Genomic DNA, 19,007 nt, shown 5'->3' on the forward strand with positions numbered 1-19,007 from the left:
GCGCGAAAAGGACGAGCACCGGCAAGAGCGCCAGGTAGAGGACTCGGAGCGCCGCCCTTCGCACAGCGTCCCATTTGACGTGCCCCGGGCAGCACCGTCAAGCCACCGATCGGGCCGGAAAGCGGCCGCGCGCGCCCCGAAATTTGCCGGAATCGATGGATGCTCGTAGCTGTAAGCGTGAGATCGCGCGCCGATGTCCTGCCCCCAGACGCCGAGAGATCCGGCCTGCGCGCCGCGGCCGCCGGCGCCGAGCGACCCGCTGCCCGCGCTGTCGGCCGGCGTGCGCGCCGTCCAGGCGCGCGCCCGCGGCCGCGGAAAGACAGCCGCCCTCGTCGCAGCGGGCGCCGCCGTCGCAGGCGCGGCCGCCGCGGGCGTGGCCGTGTGGACCGGGGCGCTCGCGCCCACGCCGGCGGCGCCCGCGGCGACGAGGGCGGCGCCCCTCGTCGCAGCCGCGCTGCGGGGGCGCGCGCCGCCAGCGCCGCCCGGGCCGCCGCCCGACAGCGCGACGCTCACGGCGGACGACGAGGACATCGCGCCTGCCACGCTGGACGAGCAGCGCCGCCGGCTGTTCGGGGCGATGCGGCGCGAGCTCGAGCTCTCCGACGAGGCGATGCGGCGCGTGGAGGAGATCTTCGCGGCCTCGCCGGTGCTCGGCCAGGGCAACCCGGCGCTCACGCGCCACCCGATGTCGCGGTCCGAGTGCCGCCGCATCCGGGCGCTCTCGGGCGTCGCGCCGGCGCGCGAGCCGGCCTGCGGCGCGCCGGGGATGGTGCCGCTCTTCGACCCGACCCGCGGGCAGACAAGAGAGAGCGCCCGCGTCTGCATCGATCAGCTCGAGTTCCCCGACATCCCCTGCGAGTACCCCGTGGTGCACGTCCGGGCGCGCGAGGCGGCGCTCCTGTGCAGGGCGATCGGAAAGCGGATCTGCGATGCGCACGAGTGGGAGGGCGCGTGCGCCGGCGCCGTGAGGGAGCCCGACGTCGAGTACGAGTGGGAGAGGCCGCGGGACGAGGCGAGCTGGCATCACAACCTCCTGCGCGAGAAGGTGTGGAGTTATGGCCCCGAGAAGAACCACGCGCTCTGCGGCACCGGGAGCACGCGCACGCCGGGCTGCCCGGGCGGCGGGTGGGACCGCTGCGGCTCCAACACCTATCCCGCGGGCGCCTTCCCCGCCTGCCGGAGCAGCCTCGGCGTCTTCGATCTGCACGGCAACGTGGCCGAGCACATGAGCTTGCCCATTCTGCCCGGCGAGCTCGCTCGCCGCGGCGATCGCGGCTTCACCGAGATGAAAGGCAGCTGGTTCGCGTTCTCATCGATGGATGTCCACGCCGACGACTGCCGCTGGCGCGCGCCCGACTGGCACGGGACGCGGCTCATGAGCAAGTCCAGCCATGCGAACTACCACCTCGGGTTCCGCTGCTGCAAGGACGTCGAGCCGCCGTGAGGGCCAGGGCTGATCCGCGGTTCGACAGCCGATCATCGAGCCACCGAGGACGTCGAGGGACAGCGGGGCCGCGAGGCGGCGTTCAGGCCTTGAACGAATCGTAGCGGCCGGCGCGCGGCGCGACCCGCGCCTCCAGCGCGGCGCGCTCGGCGGGCGGCATGGGGAAGGGGAGGGACCGCGCGCCGAGGTTCTCGCGCACCTCGGCGATCGACGAGCAGCCGATGATCACCGTGTCGGCGTGGCTCGCGGCGTAGCGGATGAGCTCACCCGGGCTCGCCGCGCGATCCTGGAGCAGGCGGCCCGCGGCCATGATCTTCATGCCGATGACGCCGACGCCGCGCCGCCGCGCCTCCTCGACGACCGTCGTCAGGAAGGGGAGCCGCGCCGGATCCGCGGGGTTGATCGCGCAGAGCACCGTGTCGACCGGATAGCGCCGCATCGCCTCGACGAGGATCTGCGGGTCGTGGTGCCCGGTGATCCCCACGTGCCGCACGCGGCCGTCCGCCCTGGCCTGATCCACGGCCTCGATCGCGCCCCCCTTGCCGAAGATGGCGTCGAGCTCGTCGAGCTCGCGCAGATCGTGCAATTGCCACAGATCGAGGTGGTCTGTCCCGAGGCGGCGCAGGCTGTCGTCGAGCAGCCGGAGCGCGCCGTCGCGATCGCGCGCGTGCGTCTTGGAGGCGAGGAAGACCTGCTCGCGCGCCTTCGGACCGGCGGCGCGGAAGGCCTCACCGTAGTAGTCCTGGCTCTGCTGGTACGCAGGCGCGGTGTCGCAATACCTGACCCCGAGGCGCAGCGCCTCCAGGATCACCGGCACCGCCTCCCGATGGCGCCTGGTCGTCCGGAGGATCCCCTCTCCGCCGAGCGACACCGCCTCCACCTGCGCGCCCGTCCGCCCGAGCGTGCGCGACGGCGCCGCCGCGGCGCTGCGGGGAGCCGCGGGCACCGCCGGCGCGCTGCCGGCGGCCCCGGCCGCGAAGGTCGCCGCGGTCGTGGCGACCGCTCCCAGCACACCGCGGCGGCCAGCGTCGGCCCCTTCCGTCTCGTTCGGCTCGCTCATGCGCCCTCCAGACGAAAATTCTACCAACCCATCGGCCGTAGGTAAATGTGCGTTGACCGGGCCCTGAATCCGCGCGCGCACGTTTGCTCACATCGACCCCGATGCCCCTCTCTGGTGGTTTCATGGCGCATGAACGCTTCCACGTGGCTCGGTCGGAGCGCCCGCCGCGGAGCTGCGGTGATGGAGGCGGACGGTTACGGCCCGAGTCGATCGACTCGTGTCTTTGCCTTCGTTGATGCACAAACGGCGCAGCCTGAGCAGGTCAGGCGCAGGAGGTTCGATAGCTCCCGGACGGCTCAGGCGCGGTGCGGCCGGGTCATATGCCCGGCGCCGCGGCGCCGCGCGCCGTCCGTGTGCGAGCGGAGCGCGGCGCCATCCCGCCTCGCTCGCGACGGCCGCGACGCCTGTGATCTGCGCGAATGCGCGACAGGAGCGCTGCGCGCGGCGCGGGAGGCTCCGGCGGGCATGGTGGTGAGTTCGCCATCTCCAACATGAGGCTCCCGACCCGCGGGCGACGCGCGCTCCGCGCGGGGGCCGTCCCGCTGGTGCTCGCGTTGAGATATCGGAAAACCAACGCCTGCCCAGATCCAGAGATTGCCTTTTTGCGCGCGCGGTGATGCCGGGGGTGGGAGCCAGGAGCGGCAGTGTCTGCACACGAGGGCTGAGGCACACAGCCTGCTCTTCGATGAGCCCAAGGTGGCTCGGGGGCTTCCGGCCATCATGGGACATCGAGGAGGACGATACATGCTCTCAATTCATGGCAAGGTGCTGGGACTCGCGATGGTGATGGCGGCGCTGGGCACGGGGTGCGCCGTCGATGCGGCGGACGCGGAGCTCGATCAGGTGGGCCTCGACGAGGCCGAAGAGATCGACTCGACCACCGCTGCGCTCGAGGAGGGTGAGGAGGAGGCGAGGGGCGGGTTCCAGGCGCCTGGCAAAGATCTGCTCGGGCCGGGCAAGGGCGGGCCGGACAAGGGGCTGATCGGGGCGCAGGGGCCCGTTGGTCAGCTCGGCCAGGCGCCCGTTGGTCAGGTCGGCCAAGCGCCCGTCGGTCAGGTCGGCCAGGCGCCGATTGGCCAGGCGCCGATTGGCCAGGCGCCGATTGGCCAGGGGCCCGTCGGCCAGCCGGTGCCTGCGCCCGTGGGCGCGCCGGGCATCGGCGGATTCGGCGCGCCGGGCATCGGCGGATTCGGCGCGCCGGGCATCGGCGGATTCGGCGCGCCGGGCATCGGCGGATTCGGCGTGCCGGCCTTCGGTGTGTCTCGGTTCGCTAGTGGCTTCGGCTTCACCGGTTTCTCCCCTGTCACCATCAACAACAACAACAACAACATCGTCATCGCGCTCATGGATCACTTCCGGGACATGCACCGCGACTGCCCGCCGCAGTTCTGGCCGCATGACCTCCATTCTTGCCACGGCGCTTCCCGTGTCCCCGCTATCCCCGTTGGGCTCGCGGGTCCCGGCAGTTTCGGCTGGGGAAACAGGGCGCCGAACGGCTGGTGACGCCGGCCGCGAAGCGACGACAGGGCCGGCGAGGCCCTGAGACATCAAGCCAGTGCCGCGCGCACCCCGCCGCGAAGCGGCGGCCAGAAGTCGGGCAGAAGCTCTGACACGTGCGGCACGCGATGGCCGGTCAGGCATCGGCCGAGGCACCGCCGCTCTCCGCAGCTCGACTCTCCAGCCGCCTGGGCCTCGCGCCCGGGCGGGCCGGGACGCCAGGGACGTGACCGCGGCGGGCCGCCGCGACACCCGCGCTCGCCCTCCCTGCGCCGCCAGGCGCCCTGCCTTTCCCGCCCCGCAGCCGGCGTGGCCTCGCGCGCTCGTCGACCCCTGCCTGCGCAGAACATCGCACATAGACCCACAATAGGCCCCATGTGCCCAGCGCTCGCAGTCCAGGGCGATCGTCGCGAGTTGTATCGCGCATAACGCAGAACGACCGACCAGCCGACCGAGCGTCGGTGCCCCGCTTCCCGCGCTTCAGCCATGGCCCGAGTTGGCGTCGTGACGTTCCCTGACAATCGCGAACAGGCGGGTGTGTCACCGTGCTCGAATGCTCCATACGGTGGCAATCTCGGATATCCATACTCGTGATCTCGTTCCGGGCGACGGTCTGTGGATGCGCCACCGTCAGGCTCCTCGCCCTCCGACGGCGAGGTCGCGGCGCTGGGCGCGCTCGGCGACGAGATGAAGCAGGGCGCGGCGCGCGGCGCCGCGCGCCACGAGCTCACGCTGCTGCTCAACGGGGGATGTCCGCGTGGCTCGTCTCGGACCGCCCGCCGCGGAGCTGCGGTGATGGAGGCGGATGGTTACGGCCCGAGTCGATCGACTCGTGTCTTGCCTTCATTGATGCACAAACGGCGCAGCGTGAGCAGGTCAGGCGCAGGAGGCTCGATATCTCCAGGACGGCTCAGGCGCGGTGCGGCTGGGTCATATGACCGGCGGCGCGGCGCCGCGCGCCGTCCATGGGCGAGCTCGGACAGGCGCCATCCCGCCGCGTTCGCGACGGCCGCGCCGCCGGTGATGTGCGCGAATGCGCGACAGCAGCGCTGCGCGCTGCGCGGAGGGCTCCGGCGGCCATGGTGGTGAGTTCGTCATCTCCAACATGGCTCGCTCGGCCGGCGGGCCACACGCGCTCCGCGCGGGGGCCGTCCCGCCGGTGTTCGCGTTGAGATATCGGAAAACCAACGCCTGCGCAGATCCAGTGATTGCCTTATTCGCGCGCGTGGCGAGGCCGGAGGTGGGAGATTGGAGCGGCAGTGTCTGCACACGTGGGCTGAGGCACACAACCTGCTCTTCGATGAGCTCAAGATGGGTCGGGGCTTCGGGCCATCTTGGGACATTGAGGAGGACAACATGATCTCGATTCAGAGCAAGGTGATGGGACTCGCGATGGTGGTGGCTGCGCTGGGCACGGGGTGCGCCGTCGACGCGGCGGACGCAGATCTCGAGCAGGCGGGCCTCGACGAGGTCGAGGCGCTCGACTCGACCGCCGCTGCCCTCGAGGAGAGCGCGGAGGAGGAGCGGGGCGGGTACCAGGCCCAGGCGCCGAGCAAGGACCTGTTCGGGCCGAGCAAGGGCGGGCCGTCCAAGAAGGGGATGCTCGGGCCGCAGGGGCCCGTGGGTCAGCTCGGCCAGGGGCCCGTCGGTCAGCTCGGCAAGGCGCCCATCGGTCAGGTCGGCCAAGCGCCGATCGGTCAGCTCAGCCAGGTGGGGTCTGCGCAGGCGGGCTTGCAGGATCTGGTCGGCGGCGCGCAGGGCCAGAGCGGCCGCGATGGCGCTCGGAACTTCGGCTGCTTCCCCGGCCTCGGCTTCGGCGGCGGCCTCGGCTTCGGCGGCGGCTGCGGTGGCTTTGGCGGCGGCTTCGGCGGCTTCCCCATCGTCAGCAACAACAACAACAACAACATCGTGATCGCGCAGATCCTGGACCACCTCTTCCATAATTTTAACCGGGACAACCGTCACGACCATCATCGCCACGGCTGCTGTGACTAGGATCAGCACGATGTGCTCTCGGGTCCCTATCGGTTCCGCCGGGGAGACCGGCTCCACGGCTCCGGCTGCTGACGCCGGCCGTGAAGCGGACCAGAGGGCCGGGGCGGGGCCCCGATGAAACAACGCCGGTGCCGCGCGTAGCCCGCCACGGAAAGCCGACCTGGCTCCGGCAGGGGCTCTGACGCGCGGCACGCGATGGCCGATCAGGCATCGGCCCCTACACCGCCGCTCCCGCAGCGCAGGCATCGGCCCCTACACCGCCGCTCCCGCAGCGCAGGCATCGGCCCCTACACCGCCGCTCCCCGCAACGTGTCGCTGCTGCCGCCTGGGCCTCCCGAGGCGGCAAGCGATTCCACCGACGCGACCGCGGCGCATCGCCACGATACCCACGCTCGCCCGCCCGGCGCCTCAAGGCGCCCTGTCTCGCCCGCACCGCAGCCGGCGTGGCCTCGCGCGCTCACGCGCTCGTCGACCCCCGCCGCGCACGGCCTCGGACACTTCGCGACGGCCGCGCCGCCGGCGAGGCGCGCGAATGCGCGACAGGAGCGCAGCCCGCTGCGCGGTGGGCCGGCCGCCATGGTGGCGAGTTCGTCATCACCAACATGGCGCGCTCGGCCGGTGGGCGACACGCGCCCCGCGCGGGGGCCGTCCCGCCGGTGTTCGCGCCGAGATATCAGAAGACCAACGACTGCAAAGATCCAGAGATTGCCGTTCGCGCGTGGCGAGGCCGGAGGTGGGAGATTGGAGCGGCAGTGTCTGCACACGTGGGCTGAGGCACACAACCTGCTCTTCGATGAGCTCAAGATGGGTCGGGGCTTCGAGCCATCTTGGGACATTGAGGAGGACAACATGATCTCGATTCAGAGCAAGGTGATGGGACTCGCGATGGTGGTGGCTGCGCTGGGCACGGGGTGCGCCGTCGACGCGGCGGACGCAGATCTCGAGCAGGCGGGCCTCGACGAGGTCGAGGCGCTCGACTCGACCGCCGCTGCCCTCGAGGAGAGCGCGGAGGAGGAGCGGGGCGGGTACCAGACCCAGGCGCCGAGCAAGGACCTGTTCGGGCCGAGCAAGGGCGGGCCGTCCAAGAAGGGGATGCTCGGGCCGCAGGGGCCCGTGGGTCAGCTCGGCCAAGGGCCCGTCGGTCAGCTCGGCCAGGCGCCGATCGGTCAGCTCAGCCAGGTGGGGTCTGCGCAGGCGGGCTTGCAGGCTCTGGTCGGCGGCGCGCAGGGCCAGGGCTCCCGCGATGGCGCTCGGAACTTCGGCTGCTTCCCCGGCCTCGGCTTCGGCGGCGGCTTCGGCGGCTTCGGCGGCGGCTTCGGCTTCCCCATCGTCAGCAACAACAACAACAACAACATCGCCATCGCGCAGATCCTGGATGAAATGTTCAGGTTCATGGACGACCGTCGCAACGACCATCATCATCACCACGGCCACCACTCCTGGTGTGACTAGGATCAGCACGATGCGCTCTCGGGTCCCTACCGGTTCCGCCGGGGAGACCGGCTCCACGGCTCCGGCTGCTGACGCCGGCCGTGAAGCGGACCAGAGGGCCGGGGCGGGGCCCCGATGAAACAACGCCGGTGCCGCGCGTAGCCCGCCACGGAAAGCCGACCTGGCTCCGGCAGGGGCTCTGACGCGCGGCATGCGATGGCCGATCAGGCATCGGCCCCTACACCGCCGCTCCCCGCAACGTGTCGCTGCTGCCGCCTGGGCCTCCCCGGGCGGCAGGCGATTCCACGGACGTGACCGCGGCGCATCGCCACGATACCCACGCTCGCCCGCACGGCGCCTCAAGGCGCCCTGTCTCGCCCGCGCCGCATCCGGCGTGGCCTCGCGCGCTCGCGCGCTCGTTGACCCCCGCTGCGCAGGGCCTCGCACACGACGCCACCACGGATGCCAGGCGCCCAGCAGCGCTCGCAGTCCAGGGCGCACGCCGCGACGCGGATCGCGGGATCGCTCGGGTGGAACGACCGGCCGACCGAGCGCCGGCGCCCTGCCTCCCGCGATTCCTTCATGGCCCGACATGGCGTCGTGACAGTTCCCTGACAATCGTGAACAGGCGGGTGTGTCACCTTGTTCGAATGCTCCATACGGTGGCAATCTCAGATATCCATCTTTGTGAGCTCGAGCCGGGTGACGGTCTGTGGATGCGCTACCGTCAGGCTCCTTACTCCCCCGACAGCGAGGTCGCGGCGATGCTGGACGCGCTCCGGGACGAGATGGCGCAGGGCAGCGCGCGCGGCGCGGGGCGCCATGAGCTCACGCTGGTGCTCAACGGGGACGTGTTCGACTTCGACGCGCCGCGCGTGATCGACCAGAAGAGCGTCTTTCACGACCTCCCCCGCAGCGCCGAGCACGCGGTCCCCGCCATGCGCGCGATCCTCGCGGATCACCCGGTGTTCATCGAGGCGCTCGGCCGGGTCGTCGCGGACGGCCACACCGTCGTGTTCATCTCCGGCAACCATGACGTTCAGCTCACGCTGCCCGAGGTGCGCGATCTGATCCGGGCCCGCGTCGTCGACGCCGCGCTCTCCGCGCTGGGCGAGGCGCCGCGCTCCGACGGGGCGCACGCGGCGCTGGGCGCGCGCGTCGTGTTCCGCGCCTGGTTCCACAAGACGCCGGACGGCATCATCGTGGAGCACGGCAACCAGTATGACGCCTATTGCAGCTACCGCTACCCGATGGTCCCGTTCGGGCGGAAGCCGGGCGAGATCCAGCCGACCATGGGCTCGCTCGTTTGCCGGCTGCTGGTCTCGCGGATGGGCTACTTCAACCCGCACGTGGACAGCTCTTTCATGCTGTCCGCGTTCGGCTACCTCGCGCACTGGGCGCGCTACTACATGTTCTCGAGCCGGTCGCTCGCGGTCGCCTGGGCCCTCGGCGCGCTCCGCACGGTGGTCGAGCTCGTGCGCCGGCGCGAGCCCGGGCGGCGCGCCCGGCTGCGCGAGTCCCTCGCCGCCGCCGCGCAGGAGACGGGCGCCCCGCTCCGCGCCGTGGCCCGCCACGCCCGCCTGTTCGCGCCCCCGGCCGAGGACCGGCTGGGGCTGGTCGCGCGCGAGCTCTGGCTCGACCGGGCGATCCTGGGGCTGCTCGCTGTCGCGGTGGCGCTCGTGTGGGTGCTGCTCGCGCCGGGCTGGCTCGCGCCGGCGGCGCTCGTCGCGCCGGCCGGGCTCGTCGTCTACGAGCGCCTCGTGCCGAAGCTCCCGCTCGACGCGACATGGCAGCGGGTCAGCCGCGCCGCGCGCCAGGTCGCCCGGGCCCACCGCGCCAGGGCTGTCGTCTTCGGCCACACCCACACGCCCGAGGGCGTCTGGGAGGGCGGGCTGTTCTTCGGGAACACCGGCTCGTGGTCCGCCGCCTTCCAGGACGTCGCGTGCACCAAGCCCGTCTTCGCCGCGCGCCCCCTGGTCTGGCTGAAATCCGACCCGCGCGCAGGCAAGGCCGCCCGCCTCTCGGGCGGGCTCGTGACCTGGAAGAGCGGCCGGTTCGAGGCCCTCGCGGCGAGCGTCCCGCCGCCGGCCGGGCAGCGCAGCGAGCCGCTCGCGCCGCTCCCGCCGCACGCGGCCGCCGCGCTTCGCACGTGACGCCGCGCCGGCGACCGCGTGCCCGTGCTCCGTGACCCCACGCAACGCGCCCGCGCCCGCGCCGGCGCCCTCCGCTCGAATGGCGCCCTTCCCGACTTGCGCGAGGCGTCCGGTCGCTGGATGCTGCCCGGGTATCCCCACGTTCCGCCGACGAGGAAGCCCCGTGAACCCCCCGCTCCGCATCGAAGCCGCCGGTGACAGCCACGTTGGCCGCCAGCGCGAGCACAACGAGGACAGCTTTGCTGTCGACCTGGACCTGGGCCTCTTCATCGTCGCGGACGGCATCGGCGGCGCCGCCGGCGGGGAGATCGCGTCGCGGATGGCGGTCGATATCGTCCAGTCGTTCTGCAAGGACAGCGAGACCGAGATCACCCAGCCCACCGGCTACGACGAGCTGACGGCGCCCCTCGAGCTGCGCCTTGTCTCGTCGATCTGGCGCGCCAACGAGCGCATCTTCGAGGTGGGGCAGCGCGACCCGCGCTTCTACGGCATGGGGACCACGTTCGCGGGCGTCTACGCCGACGCGACCTCGGCGTGCATCGCGCACGTCGGCGACAGCCGGGTGTACCGGTACCGTCAGCGCCGGCTCGAGCGGCTCACCGAGGACCACTCGCTCTGGAACGAGCACCTGCACAGCGGCGAGCAGCTCCCCGACGACGTGGACCCGCTGCTCGCCCGCAACGTCGTGACGCGCGCGCTCGGGATGGGGAAGACGGTGGACGTCGCGACGCGCCTCGAGCAGCCCGAGGCCGGAGATCTCCTGCTGATCTGCTCGGACGGGCTCTCGGGCCCGGTCCCTGAGCCGGAGATCGTCGAGGCGCTCGCGCAGGGCGACGATCTCGCCGCGGCGGCGCGCTCGCTGATCGACCTCGCCAACCTGCACGGCGGCCCCGACAACGTGACCTGCGTGCTCGTGCGGTGGACCCCCGCCGCCTGACGCGACCGGCGCCCCGGGTCGCCCCGCCCAGCAGGGGTCCGGCCGCCTACGGAAGGGCGTCGATGCCGAGGAGATCTGCAGATCGGGTCATGTCGTAGGCGAGCGTGCCCGGGGTGGCGTCGTCGCTCTCGTGCTCCACGAGCGAGAACAGCTTCCCGAACGGCGTCGCGAGCTGCTCCTCGGTCGGCGCCTGCTCGCTCCACCCCTCGGGCAGCGGCGGCAGCGCGTCGCCTTCGATGGCGTCGTACGCGCTCGACAGCCGGTCGAAGCCGGCGAGGACCGCCTCGTCGACCTCCTCGCCCTCGGCGCCCTTGCTGAGGACCCACGGCTGGAAGGCCTGGTAGGTCCGCTCGCCTGCCGCGACGTTCGCGCGCATGTCGGCCAGCGTGTACTGGGCATAGCGCGACTCCTCCTCTCCTGTCGCCGCCTTGCTGGTCTTCTCGACCTGCTCGAGGATGGAGTTGATCACCCCGCGGTACGCGGACGGCGCGTCGAGCGCGAGGTTCTTGAAGTCGGACCGCATCGTCTCGGCGTCGGCCGCGAGGCGCGCGCAGAGCGCGTCCTTGAACGCGGCCGCCTCGGCCTCGGTCGCGGGGAAGGCGGCGGCCTCATAGTTCGCGAGCGCCGACTCGAAGGCGAGGACGGGCTCCGGGATCTGGTCCGCCCAGAGGATGCGCTCGACGGCATGCACGCCGGTCACCCCCTCGTCGTCGAAGAGGTCGTCGTCGGCCGTGACCTCGATGAACGCGTCGTAGCGGGCGTCGGTCGAGTAGTCGAAATCCGGGAAGATGACCGCGATGGCGCCCTCTACTCGCTCGTACGACTGCCGCGCCTTCTTCCACGCGGCCTTCATCGCGTCGACGGCCTCCTCGTCGGTCGTCGCGCTCCACCCGTCCGCGTCCGGCGCGGGCGCGGCCGCCTGGAGCTCGGCCGTGGCGGCGGCGAACGCATCGAGGTTGTCCTGGATGAAGAGCTTCACGTCTTGCACAGCGTTCTGCTCGTACTTCGCGTCGGTGAGCAGCGCCTCGTTGTCGCTCCCGCACGCGGGGAGCGAGAGGGCGGCGGCGGCGATGGCCAGACCGGACCGCAGGTGGGCAGAGATTCGCATGGATGTCCGAGCTCCTTGTCGCGCCTCGCCGGGGCGAGCGCGCGCGGTGGATCTTCGCGATCGCGCGGCTCGCGATCAGAGCGAGCGCACGAAGTCGATGAGGGCCTCGCGATCTTCGCGGGTGAGGGCGCGGAACGCGGCGACCGAGTCGGCGGCCTCCGACCCCGGGCCGTCGTGGAGCAGGATCGCCTGCTCGATGGTCCGGGCGCGGCCGTCGTGGAGGTACGAGGTGCTGTGGCGCATGCCGATGAGCGGCGCCGTCCGCCAGGCGGTGGAGCTCGCGGACTCGTCGGCGAGGCCGTCGGCGAGGTCGGGGCCGAGGTCGTGCAGCAGGAAGTCGGTGTAGACGGGCGCGTCGATGTCCGCGAGCTGCGCGATCGGGTAGTCGGCGCGCGTCCGCAGCGAGGGGACGTGGCAGGCGGCGCAGTCGGCCTCGGCGAACAGCGCCTCGCCGCGCGCGTCGGCGGGCGCGCGCCTCGGGATCTCGAGGAGGCGCATGTAGTCGGCGACCGCGTTCACCGTGTCGAGGTCCACGTCCTCACCGGGCTTGGCGTCGTCCGTGAGCCCGTCGGGGTTCGGCAGCTCGTGGGGGCGGAGCGGCGAGGTGATGCCCATGTCGCCCTGGTACGCGTCGGCCGTGAAGTCGTCGAGCGTGGCGACCCGCGCCTTGAACCCGAAGCGGCCGATGAGGTTCTCGTCGCCCTCGGCGAAGGCGTGGAACGCCTCGTCCGCGTTCTTCTTCGAGTGGAACACAACGCGGTTGATGCGCCCGCGGACGGCGTCGCCGCGCGCGGCCTGCTCGGCCGCGACCCGCTCGATCTCGGCGTCGTCGACCGCCTCCATGTACCCGCGCCCGAACACAGGCGGACCGAGGCGCTGCGAGAGCTTGAGGGTCAGCGTGCCCTCGGGCCGCGCGAGGATCGTCGCCCCGCCGACGCCGTAGGGCCGCATCGTGTTGCCGTAGGGGAGCGCCGCCTGGTCCGGCGCCGGCGTCACCCCGTCGGCCTCGACGAGCACCATCTTCTGGACGGCGCCTGGGCCCCGCGCGGCCCCTTCGTGGCACCCGGCGCACGAGGCGCGGATGTAGAGCGGCCCGAGCCCGTCGCGCTCGCGAAAGACGAAGTCGAAGAGCCTGTCGCCGTCCTTGAACCGGGCCACCTGCTCCGCGGAAGCGCCGCGCAACGGGATGTCGCTGAGGTCGTCGCTGATGATCTGGATGCCCGCCAGCGGATCGGCCTCGTCGTCTCCAGACTCCGCCCCGCAGCCGATGCTGAAGAGCAACGGAAGCGCGAGAAACAGCGCAAATCGCGACATGTCTCCGACGCATACCCAAGCCGTAAGTGAAAGTCAATGTCAACAAGAGCCCCGCGCGCGTGGCGGTGCGGGCGCGCGGGGGTCCGGGGTCGCCGCGAAGCGCGGCCGAGGCTCGGGCGTTACACTGTGGGGAGCCGTCGGGGACAGGGCTCGCGCTGGAGGACAGCGGATGACGCAGCGAGATGACGAGCGGCGCGCGGCCTCGAGGGCCCTCCAGGACGGGCTGCGGGAGCTCGATCGGAGCGAGGACCGCCGCGCTGCTCACGCGGCGCTCGGCGCCGGGTGGCTCCGGTACATGGGCCCTGGCTATGGCAACGACGTCTGCTCGATGTGCGGCGTCGTCCTCGATCGGGGCACGTCGTACATGCACTGCGCGCGATGCCTGGCGACGCGCGGAATCCACGAACCGACGCTGCTCCGCGCCTGCGCGGAGGCGATGGCCGACGAATGGCCGCTCCGGGACCGCCCGCTGGACGGATTGCGCTGGGCGCACGCGCTGATCGCGTTCTGGCGGAACCACGTCGATCCGATGGAGTCGAGGGCGGTCCCGTACCGGAACAGCACCCTCGAGTCGGCTTTTTACTACATGAAGCGGCGCCTCTCCGAGGCAGGCGCCGCGGAGATCTGGACGGTGCCCGACGAGAGCCAGCGCGGGCTCGATCCGGCGATGGTGGTGCGCGCGCGGGGCGATACGCTGGCGATCGGCGTCGCCACGCAGCGGCGCATCGCGACGGCCGAGGATGGCGCGCGCGGCGCGCACGTGGATCTGTTCGACGAGTTCCTCCTCCTCGCGGGCGAGCGGGAGGGCTTCCTCGTTGTCGAGAAGCTGAGCCGGCGCGCGCGGCGCGAGACGCCCATCAAGGAGATCGCGGTGACCACCGCGGCCGGGCGGCGCGTGACGCAGCTCCGCTGCATGCAGGAAGACAGGAGCTGGCCCGCGGCGCCTGCGCCGGATTAGGCGCCGTCGGGCGGACCGCTGCGCCGCGCTATTGCCCGATATCCTGCTCGATGTCGTAGATCTCGGCCGTCACGCCGTCCCCGCCGTTGTACGCGGTCCCGCCCCCGAGCCCTCCGACGCCGGCCTCGCCGAGCTCGATCGTCGTGTTCTTGAGGTCGGGCACCCTGACAGCGAACGCCACGGCGATCGAGTGGCCACCGAGCCCGCCGCCGCCGTTGCCGCCGTTGCCGCCCTTGCCGCCGTGGCCTCCCGCGCAGGCGGAGCTCAGCTCGCTGGCTTTGCCCAGGATGCCGCCCGACCCGCCCGGGCCGCCCTCGCCGCCCTCCTGGCCCTTGCCCCCGTCTCCGCCGTCGCCGCCGCGGCCGGTCTTCAGCACCACGTCGTCGAAGTGCGCCGTCGCGCTGCCCGCGAACACGGCGATGCTCGCCCCGCCGGCGCCTCCGCCGAGGCCGCCGAGCCCGCCGCAGCCGCCCGCGCCCCCCGAGCCGCCGCCCGCGCCGCCCGCCGAGTTCGCGAAGGGGCACATCAGCGCGCCCATCCCGCCCTTGCCGCCGCCGCCCCCGCCGCCGCCCTGTCCAGGCTTCCCCGGCGCGCCGTTGCCGGCAGGAGGGCCCGTATAGCCATCTAGGAACAGCCAGCCGAAGCCGATCGCCCCCGCGCCCGGGACGCCGTTCGCCCCGTCCTCGCCGTCCCCGCCGGCCGTGCAGCTACGCGACGCGGCCTCGCCCTTCCCGCCGTTCATCGACTCGCCCGGCACCCCGTTGGTCCCGTCATTGCCGGACGCGATCCCGCCCGTTCCCCCGGTGCCGCCGCGCGAGTCGTCCGAGCGATCGTCGGGCGTGCCGCAGGTGTTGCTCACCGGGGTGCCGCCGAGCACCGTCGCGGACGTGCATGCGGCGTTGCCGAAGTTGCCGGATTTCCCCGACTCGGCAGCGTCGTTCACGAACGCGTCCCCCGGCGCGCCGGGCGCCCCGTCGCCCGCCTCGATCGTGCTCCGCCGGATGTAGAGCGGGATGCCCGAGGTGTTCAGCGCGATCGACGAGCGGCCCGCCAGCTCCGTGTGGCTCGGCAGGATCGAGCGCGCGATGACGTGCAGGTCCTCGAGCACAACGGCGCCGTTGCCGCCGTGGAACGAGAGCGGCGTCTCGCCCTCGGGCGCGGTGATCGTGGTCTTCTCCGCTTCGCCGTTCCAGCGCCACTTGTCGTTGCAATGGAGGCCGCCGTAGATCTCGATTCCTCCGGGCACGAGCACCGACTCCTCGAACTCCTGGGCGCAGAGATAGACGCGCTTTCCCTGGTGCCAGGCGAGCTCCAGCGCCTTGGCGATCGTCTGCAGCGGCGCGCTCGGGATCCCGGCGTTGCCGTCGTCGCCGGCCCTCGCGTCGACCCAGACGCCGCACGCCGGGTCGACCCCCTCGATGTTCTTGCTCGGCACACAGGCCGAGTCGGGAAACTCATCTTCGGTGTACCCCCCCAGGGCGCCGTTCCCCATCTCGTCCGCCGCGCAACCGCTCGTCGCCGCCGTCGCAACAGCGATGAAGCCTACCAGTACCACCGCGTCGTGTTTGAATTGAAATCCCATACTATTCTTATTCCGGCCGGCGCGGCGCCTTTTCCAACCAAAGCGACGTGGCAAAGCGACATGCCGTGTCCCGCGCGATCTGGCCTTATTCCGGCCGGCGCGGCGCGTTTTCCAGCCAAAGCGACGTGCGGTGTCCCTGGTGACCTGATCTCCGCGCCTGCTCGCCGCGCCACGGGCGCGCCCATCGCGGGATACGGCCTCACGCGCATACGCGTGCGCGCGCGTATGCGTATGCGTATGCGTATGCGTATGCGTATGCGCGCGCACGCGTATGCACGCATGCAGCTACGGCGGCGGCGCGCCCTGGCGGGGGCGCGTCGGACGAGTTGCCCGCCGCCCCGGCTTTCGTGAGAACATGGCTCCATGAGCGCGAACGCGATGAGCGCGGGCCTGAGGGACCTCGTGCGCGAGCTGCTCGAGGGCGGCGGCGGAGAGCCGAGCGAGGGCGGCCGCTTCCTCCCGCTCGTCACGCTCGAGTCGGGCACGCGGATCGGGCTCGACAGCGCGGCGGCCTGGGTCTTCGCGCCCGAAGGCGGCGGGCCGGCTCAGGCCTTCGCGCCCGACAGCGGCGGGCCGATCGTCTTCGAGGTGCTGGAGTCGAAGCGGGACGACTTCGACGCGAGCATCGAGGAGGCCGCCCGGGCCGCGGGCCTGCCGCCCGAGGAGGTCGCCTTCTCGTTCCCCGCGGCCGACGTCGTCCGGGCGGTGCTCGCGAGGGGCCTGCCGAGCATGACGCGGCTCGCCCTCTCGTGGCTCCGGCTGACGGAGGCGCGCGCGCTCCGCGCCGAGATCATGGCCGTGTCGCGCGACCCGACCATGCCGGTGCCGCTCCGGGACCTGGCCGAGCGGCTCACCGTCCCGGAGTGAGCCCGCGCGCCGCGGCCCCACCTGGAGGAGGGGCCGGGCGCGGCTCGGGGAAGGGAGGGGGGCGGGCGCTCAGACGGTCGCGAACGCGTCGACAGGGATGTCGAGCGCGGAAGAGTCCTCGCGGCCGAGCAGCTCGGCGGAGAACTTCGCGTGCGGCAGCACGTTGGCCGCGAAGTAGAGGGCCGCGTGCTTCTTGCCCTCGTAGAACGCGCGGTCCTTCGCGCCCGCGTCGCCGGCCGGGAGGCCCTCCAGCGCCTTGAGCGCGATGACCGCGCCGTCGAGCAGGAGCCAGCCGATCGCGAGCTCGCTCATCATCTCGAGGAAGCGGTTCGCGGCGAGCGGCACCATGGGCATCTTGCCCATCTGGAACCACGAGAGCAGCCGCATGGCGGTGCCCGCGACGGCCTCGTGCGCCTCGCGGAGCTCCTTCACGCTCGCGGCGAGGACGGGGTGCTTCTCGTGCGCCTTCACGAACTCGGCCACGTCGTTCAGGAAGGCCTGCAGGTTGGCGCCGCCGGCCTGGCCGAGCTTGCGCCCGACGAGGTCCATCGCCTGGATGTGGTTCGTGCCCTCGTAGATCGAGAAGACCTTCGCGTCGCGGCAGTACTGCTCGACCGGGTAGTCCTTCGTGTACCCGGCGCCGCCGAAGGTCTGGATCGCCGTCTCGCAGACGCGGAACGCCTGGTCGGACGAGTAGGCCTTCACGAGCGGCACGAGCAGGTCGACCTGGCCCTGGTTGTAGGCGGCCGCGCGGTCGTCCTTGCCCTGGTAGACGGCGACGGCGTCCTGGTGGCGCGCGAGCTTGATGATGAGCGCGCGGATGCCCTCCACGCGGCTCTTCATGTCGAGCAGCATCCGCCGCACGTCCGGGTGATCGACGATCGGCACGCGCGGCGCGGTCGCGTCCTTCCACTGGAGGATCGACGAGCCCTGCTTGCGATCCTTCGCGTAGTCGAGCGCGTTCAGGTACGCCGAGGACGCGACCGACACGCCCTGCAGGCCGACGGAGATGCGCGCGCCGTTCATCATCCGGAACATCTGCGGCATGCCCTGGTGCTCGACGGTGCCGACGAGCTCCCCGAGGCAGCCGTCGTTCTCGCCGAAGTTGAGCACGCACGTCGACGACCCGTTGATCCCCATCTTGTGCTCGATGTTGCCGACGAGGACGTCGTTCGGCTCGCCGAGCGTGCCGTCGTCGTTCACCCGGAACTTCGGCACGACGAAGAGGCTGAGCCCCTTGGTGCCGGGGGGCGCGCCCTCGACGCGCGCGAGCACGAGGTGCACGACGTTCTCGGTGAGGTCCTGGTCGCCTCCCGAGATGAAGATCTTCGTGCCGCGGAGGAGGTACTTGCCGTCCTTCTGCTTCACCGCGCTCGTGCGCGACGAGCCGACGTCCGAGCCCGCCTGCGGCTCGGTCAGGCACATCGTCCCGCTCCACTGCCCGCCGTACATGCGCTTCAGGTAAATGTCGCGCTGCCGCGGCGTCCCGAAGTGCTCGATCACCTCCGCCGCCCCGTACGTGAGCCCGGGGTACATGTTGAGCGCCGCGTTCGCGCCGCAGAGGAACTCCTCGACCACCGTGTAGAGCGTGAACGGGCCGCCCTGGCCGTCGTAGGTCGGCGAGACAGAGACCGACTTCCACCCGGCCTCGTACAGCTTGTCCCACGCGTCCTTGAACCCCGGCGGGGTCTTGACCTGCCCCGCCTCGATGCGACAGCCGACCCGATCGCCGACCGCGTTGAGCGGGCCGAAGACCTCGCACGCGAACTTGTAGGCCTCGTCGACCACCATCGAGACCTCGTCGCGACCCCACGCGTCGTAGGGCGCGCTGCCTAGCAGCTCGTCCAGACGGAACTGCTCGAACAGGAGGAAGCGGATCTCGCGGAGGTCAGCCTTGTAGCGGTTCTGGTGGGTTTGGGCATTCGACATGGGAGACCTCCTCGTCGCCGCGGCGCCAGGCGCTGGCAGCCGGGTCTCCTCCCGGTCTTCCGCGCAGCCGCGGCATAGTTCTTCATTCGCCTAGCATGCCGCCGCGTCGCGTCAACATGCGTCCGCGACGCGGCGGCTATCCCGTGGAGATCCGGGGAGATCGGGGCGTTCCCTGGAGCGCTCGGGGCGCCCCCGCGCCGGGCGCGACGGCGGTGGATCTGCCGGGCGGCGCGGCGTAGGCTCCGTCGCCATCGAACCATGTCCGACCCGGCTTACATCACGCCCAGCGGGGCCAGGAAGCTGTCCGAGGAGCTCGCGCGGCTCCGCTCCGTCGAGCGGCCGCGCATCGTCCAGGAGGTCGCCGACGCGGCGGCGCAGGGCGACAGGTCCGAGAACGCCGAGTACATCTACGGCAAGAAGAAGCTGCGCGAGATCGACAGGCGGATGCACTACCTGACCAAGCGGCTGGAGAAGGCCGTCGTTGTCGATCCGTCCGAGCAGCGCGGCGACAAGGTCTTCTTCGGGGCGAAGGTCGAGATCGAGGACGAGGAAGGCGCGCGCCACACCTACCAGATCGTGGGTGAGGACGAGATCGACAGCGCGGTCGGGCGCATCAGCTGGCGCTCGCCTGTCGGCCGGTCGCTCCTCGGCAGGCGCGCGGGCGACGTGATCACTGTCCGCCGGCCGGCGGGCGAGGCGGAGATGGAGATCATCTCGGTGCGTTACGGCTGA

Annotated in this window: 14 protein-coding genes; 9 read left to right on the forward strand and 5 right to left on the reverse strand. The window is 71.8% G+C overall.

The window, feature by feature from the left end; genetic code table 11:
• Positions 1–193: 193 nt before the first annotated feature.
• A complete protein-coding gene (locus WMF42_RS17920) occupies positions 194–1,444 on the forward strand; it encodes an SUMF1/EgtB/PvdO family nonheme iron enzyme (RefSeq protein ID WP_437693316.1) in 1,251 nt (416 codons plus the stop codon).
• An 82-nt stretch (positions 1,445–1,526) separates the two neighbouring features.
• On the opposite strand, the gene WMF42_RS17925 is transcribed toward WMF42_RS17920, so the two are convergent.
• Entirely contained in the window at positions 1,527–2,504 is a 978-nt protein-coding gene (locus WMF42_RS17925; protein ID WP_437693317.1) for an aldo/keto reductase, read from the reverse strand.
• 744 nt (positions 2,505–3,248) lie between these two features.
• Here WMF42_RS17925 and WMF42_RS17930 point away from each other — a divergent pair.
• The 5 genes from WMF42_RS17930 to WMF42_RS17950 all read left to right on the forward strand — a co-directional run bounded on the left by WMF42_RS17930 (position 3,249) and on the right by WMF42_RS17950 (position 10,517).
• Positions 3,249–4,007, forward strand: coding sequence for a hypothetical protein (locus WMF42_RS17930; RefSeq protein WP_437693318.1), 759 nt, complete (start codon positions 3,249–3,251; stop codon positions 4,005–4,007).
• 1,350 nt (positions 4,008–5,357) lie between these two features.
• A complete protein-coding gene (locus tag WMF42_RS17935; RefSeq protein WP_437693319.1) occupies positions 5,358–5,996 on the forward strand; it encodes a hypothetical protein in 639 nt (212 codons plus the stop codon).
• A gap of 849 nt (positions 5,997–6,845) precedes the next feature.
• Positions 6,846–7,448: a hypothetical protein gene (locus tag WMF42_RS17940; protein ID WP_437693320.1), complete on the forward strand. Its 603-nt coding sequence runs from the start codon at positions 6,846–6,848 to the stop codon at positions 7,446–7,448.
• A gap of 695 nt (positions 7,449–8,143) precedes the next feature.
• Positions 8,144–9,580 (forward strand): hypothetical protein, encoded by a 1,437-nt coding sequence (locus WMF42_RS17945; RefSeq protein WP_437693321.1) that lies wholly within the window; start codon positions 8,144–8,146, stop codon positions 9,578–9,580.
• Positions 9,581–9,743: 163 nt separating this feature from the next.
• Entirely contained in the window at positions 9,744–10,517 is a 774-nt protein-coding gene (locus WMF42_RS17950) for a PP2C family protein-serine/threonine phosphatase (RefSeq protein WP_061607470.1), read from the forward strand.
• Positions 10,518–10,563: 46 nt separating this feature from the next.
• Here WMF42_RS17950 and WMF42_RS17955 read toward each other — a convergent pair whose 3' ends face one another.
• Positions 10,564–11,625, reverse strand: coding sequence for an EfeM/EfeO family lipoprotein (locus tag WMF42_RS17955; protein WP_437693322.1), 1,062 nt, complete (start codon positions 11,623–11,625; stop codon positions 10,564–10,566).
• Between the two features lie 75 nt (positions 11,626–11,700).
• Complete coding sequence (locus WMF42_RS17960; protein ID WP_437693323.1) at positions 11,701–12,939, reverse strand: di-heme oxidoredictase family protein; 1,239 nt, start codon at positions 12,937–12,939, stop codon at positions 11,701–11,703.
• Positions 12,940–13,108: 169 nt separating this feature from the next.
• Here WMF42_RS17960 and WMF42_RS17965 point away from each other — a divergent pair, with 169 nt between their 5' ends.
• Positions 13,109–13,897 (forward strand): hypothetical protein, encoded by a 789-nt coding sequence (locus tag WMF42_RS17965; RefSeq protein WP_437693324.1) that lies wholly within the window; start codon positions 13,109–13,111, stop codon positions 13,895–13,897.
• 28 nt (positions 13,898–13,925) lie between these two features.
• Here WMF42_RS17965 and WMF42_RS17970 read toward each other — a convergent pair whose 3' ends face one another.
• Complete coding sequence (locus WMF42_RS17970; protein ID WP_061607474.1) at positions 13,926–15,479, reverse strand: hypothetical protein; 1,554 nt, start codon at positions 15,477–15,479, stop codon at positions 13,926–13,928.
• 363 nt (positions 15,480–15,842) lie between these two features.
• Between WMF42_RS17970 and WMF42_RS17975 the strand changes: the two genes are divergently transcribed.
• On the forward strand, positions 15,843–16,346 hold the full coding sequence (locus WMF42_RS17975; RefSeq protein WP_437693325.1) for a hypothetical protein: 504 nt from the start codon (positions 15,843–15,845) through the stop codon (positions 16,344–16,346).
• Positions 16,347–16,415: 69 nt separating this feature from the next.
• Here WMF42_RS17975 and WMF42_RS17980 read toward each other — a convergent pair whose 3' ends face one another.
• Positions 16,416–18,275 carry an acyl-CoA dehydrogenase gene (locus WMF42_RS17980; RefSeq protein WP_437693326.1) on the reverse strand — a complete coding sequence of 620 codons (1,860 nt, stop codon included), beginning with the start codon at positions 18,273–18,275 and terminating at the stop codon, positions 16,416–16,418.
• Positions 18,276–18,533: 258 nt separating this feature from the next.
• Between WMF42_RS17980 and greB the strand changes: the two genes are divergently transcribed.
• A complete protein-coding gene (gene greB, locus WMF42_RS17985) occupies positions 18,534–19,007 on the forward strand; it encodes a transcription elongation factor GreB (RefSeq protein ID WP_061607476.1) in 474 nt (157 codons plus the stop codon).

The organism is Sorangium sp. So ce176 (genome assembly GCF_051519835.1).
GTDB lineage: Bacteria > Myxococcota_A > Polyangia > Polyangiales > Polyangiaceae > Sorangium > Sorangium cellulosum_G.

Bases quoted from the DNA above. Each gene is read 5' to 3' on its own strand.
- WMF42_RS17920 (WP_437693316.1), top strand. From the start codon at position 194: ATGTCCTGCCCCCAGACGCCGAGAGATCCGGCCTGCGCGCCGCGGCCG.
- WMF42_RS17925 (WP_437693317.1), bottom strand. From the start codon at position 2,504: ATGAGCGAGCCGAACGAGACGGAAGGGGCCGACGCTGGCCGCCGCGGT.
- WMF42_RS17930 (WP_437693318.1), top strand. From the start codon at position 3,249: ATGCTCTCAATTCATGGCAAGGTGCTGGGACTCGCGATGGTGATGGCG.
- WMF42_RS17935 (WP_437693319.1), top strand. From the start codon at position 5,358: ATGATCTCGATTCAGAGCAAGGTGATGGGACTCGCGATGGTGGTGGCT.
- WMF42_RS17940 (WP_437693320.1), top strand. From the start codon at position 6,846: ATGATCTCGATTCAGAGCAAGGTGATGGGACTCGCGATGGTGGTGGCT.
- WMF42_RS17945 (WP_437693321.1), top strand. From the start codon at position 8,144: ATGCGCTACCGTCAGGCTCCTTACTCCCCCGACAGCGAGGTCGCGGCG.
- WMF42_RS17955 (WP_437693322.1), bottom strand. From the start codon at position 11,625: ATGCGAATCTCTGCCCACCTGCGGTCCGGTCTGGCCATCGCCGCCGCC.
- WMF42_RS17960 (WP_437693323.1), bottom strand. From the start codon at position 12,939: ATGTCGCGATTTGCGCTGTTTCTCGCGCTTCCGTTGCTCTTCAGCATC.
- WMF42_RS17965 (WP_437693324.1), top strand. From the start codon at position 13,109: ATGACGCAGCGAGATGACGAGCGGCGCGCGGCCTCGAGGGCCCTCCAG.
- WMF42_RS17970 (WP_061607474.1), bottom strand. From the start codon at position 15,479: ATGGGATTTCAATTCAAACACGACGCGGTGGTACTGGTAGGCTTCATC.
- WMF42_RS17975 (WP_437693325.1), top strand. From the start codon at position 15,843: ATGAGCGCGAACGCGATGAGCGCGGGCCTGAGGGACCTCGTGCGCGAG.
- WMF42_RS17980 (WP_437693326.1), bottom strand. From the start codon at position 18,275: ATGTCGAATGCCCAAACCCACCAGAACCGCTACAAGGCTGACCTCCGC.
- greB (WP_061607476.1), top strand. From the start codon at position 18,534: ATGTCCGACCCGGCTTACATCACGCCCAGCGGGGCCAGGAAGCTGTCC.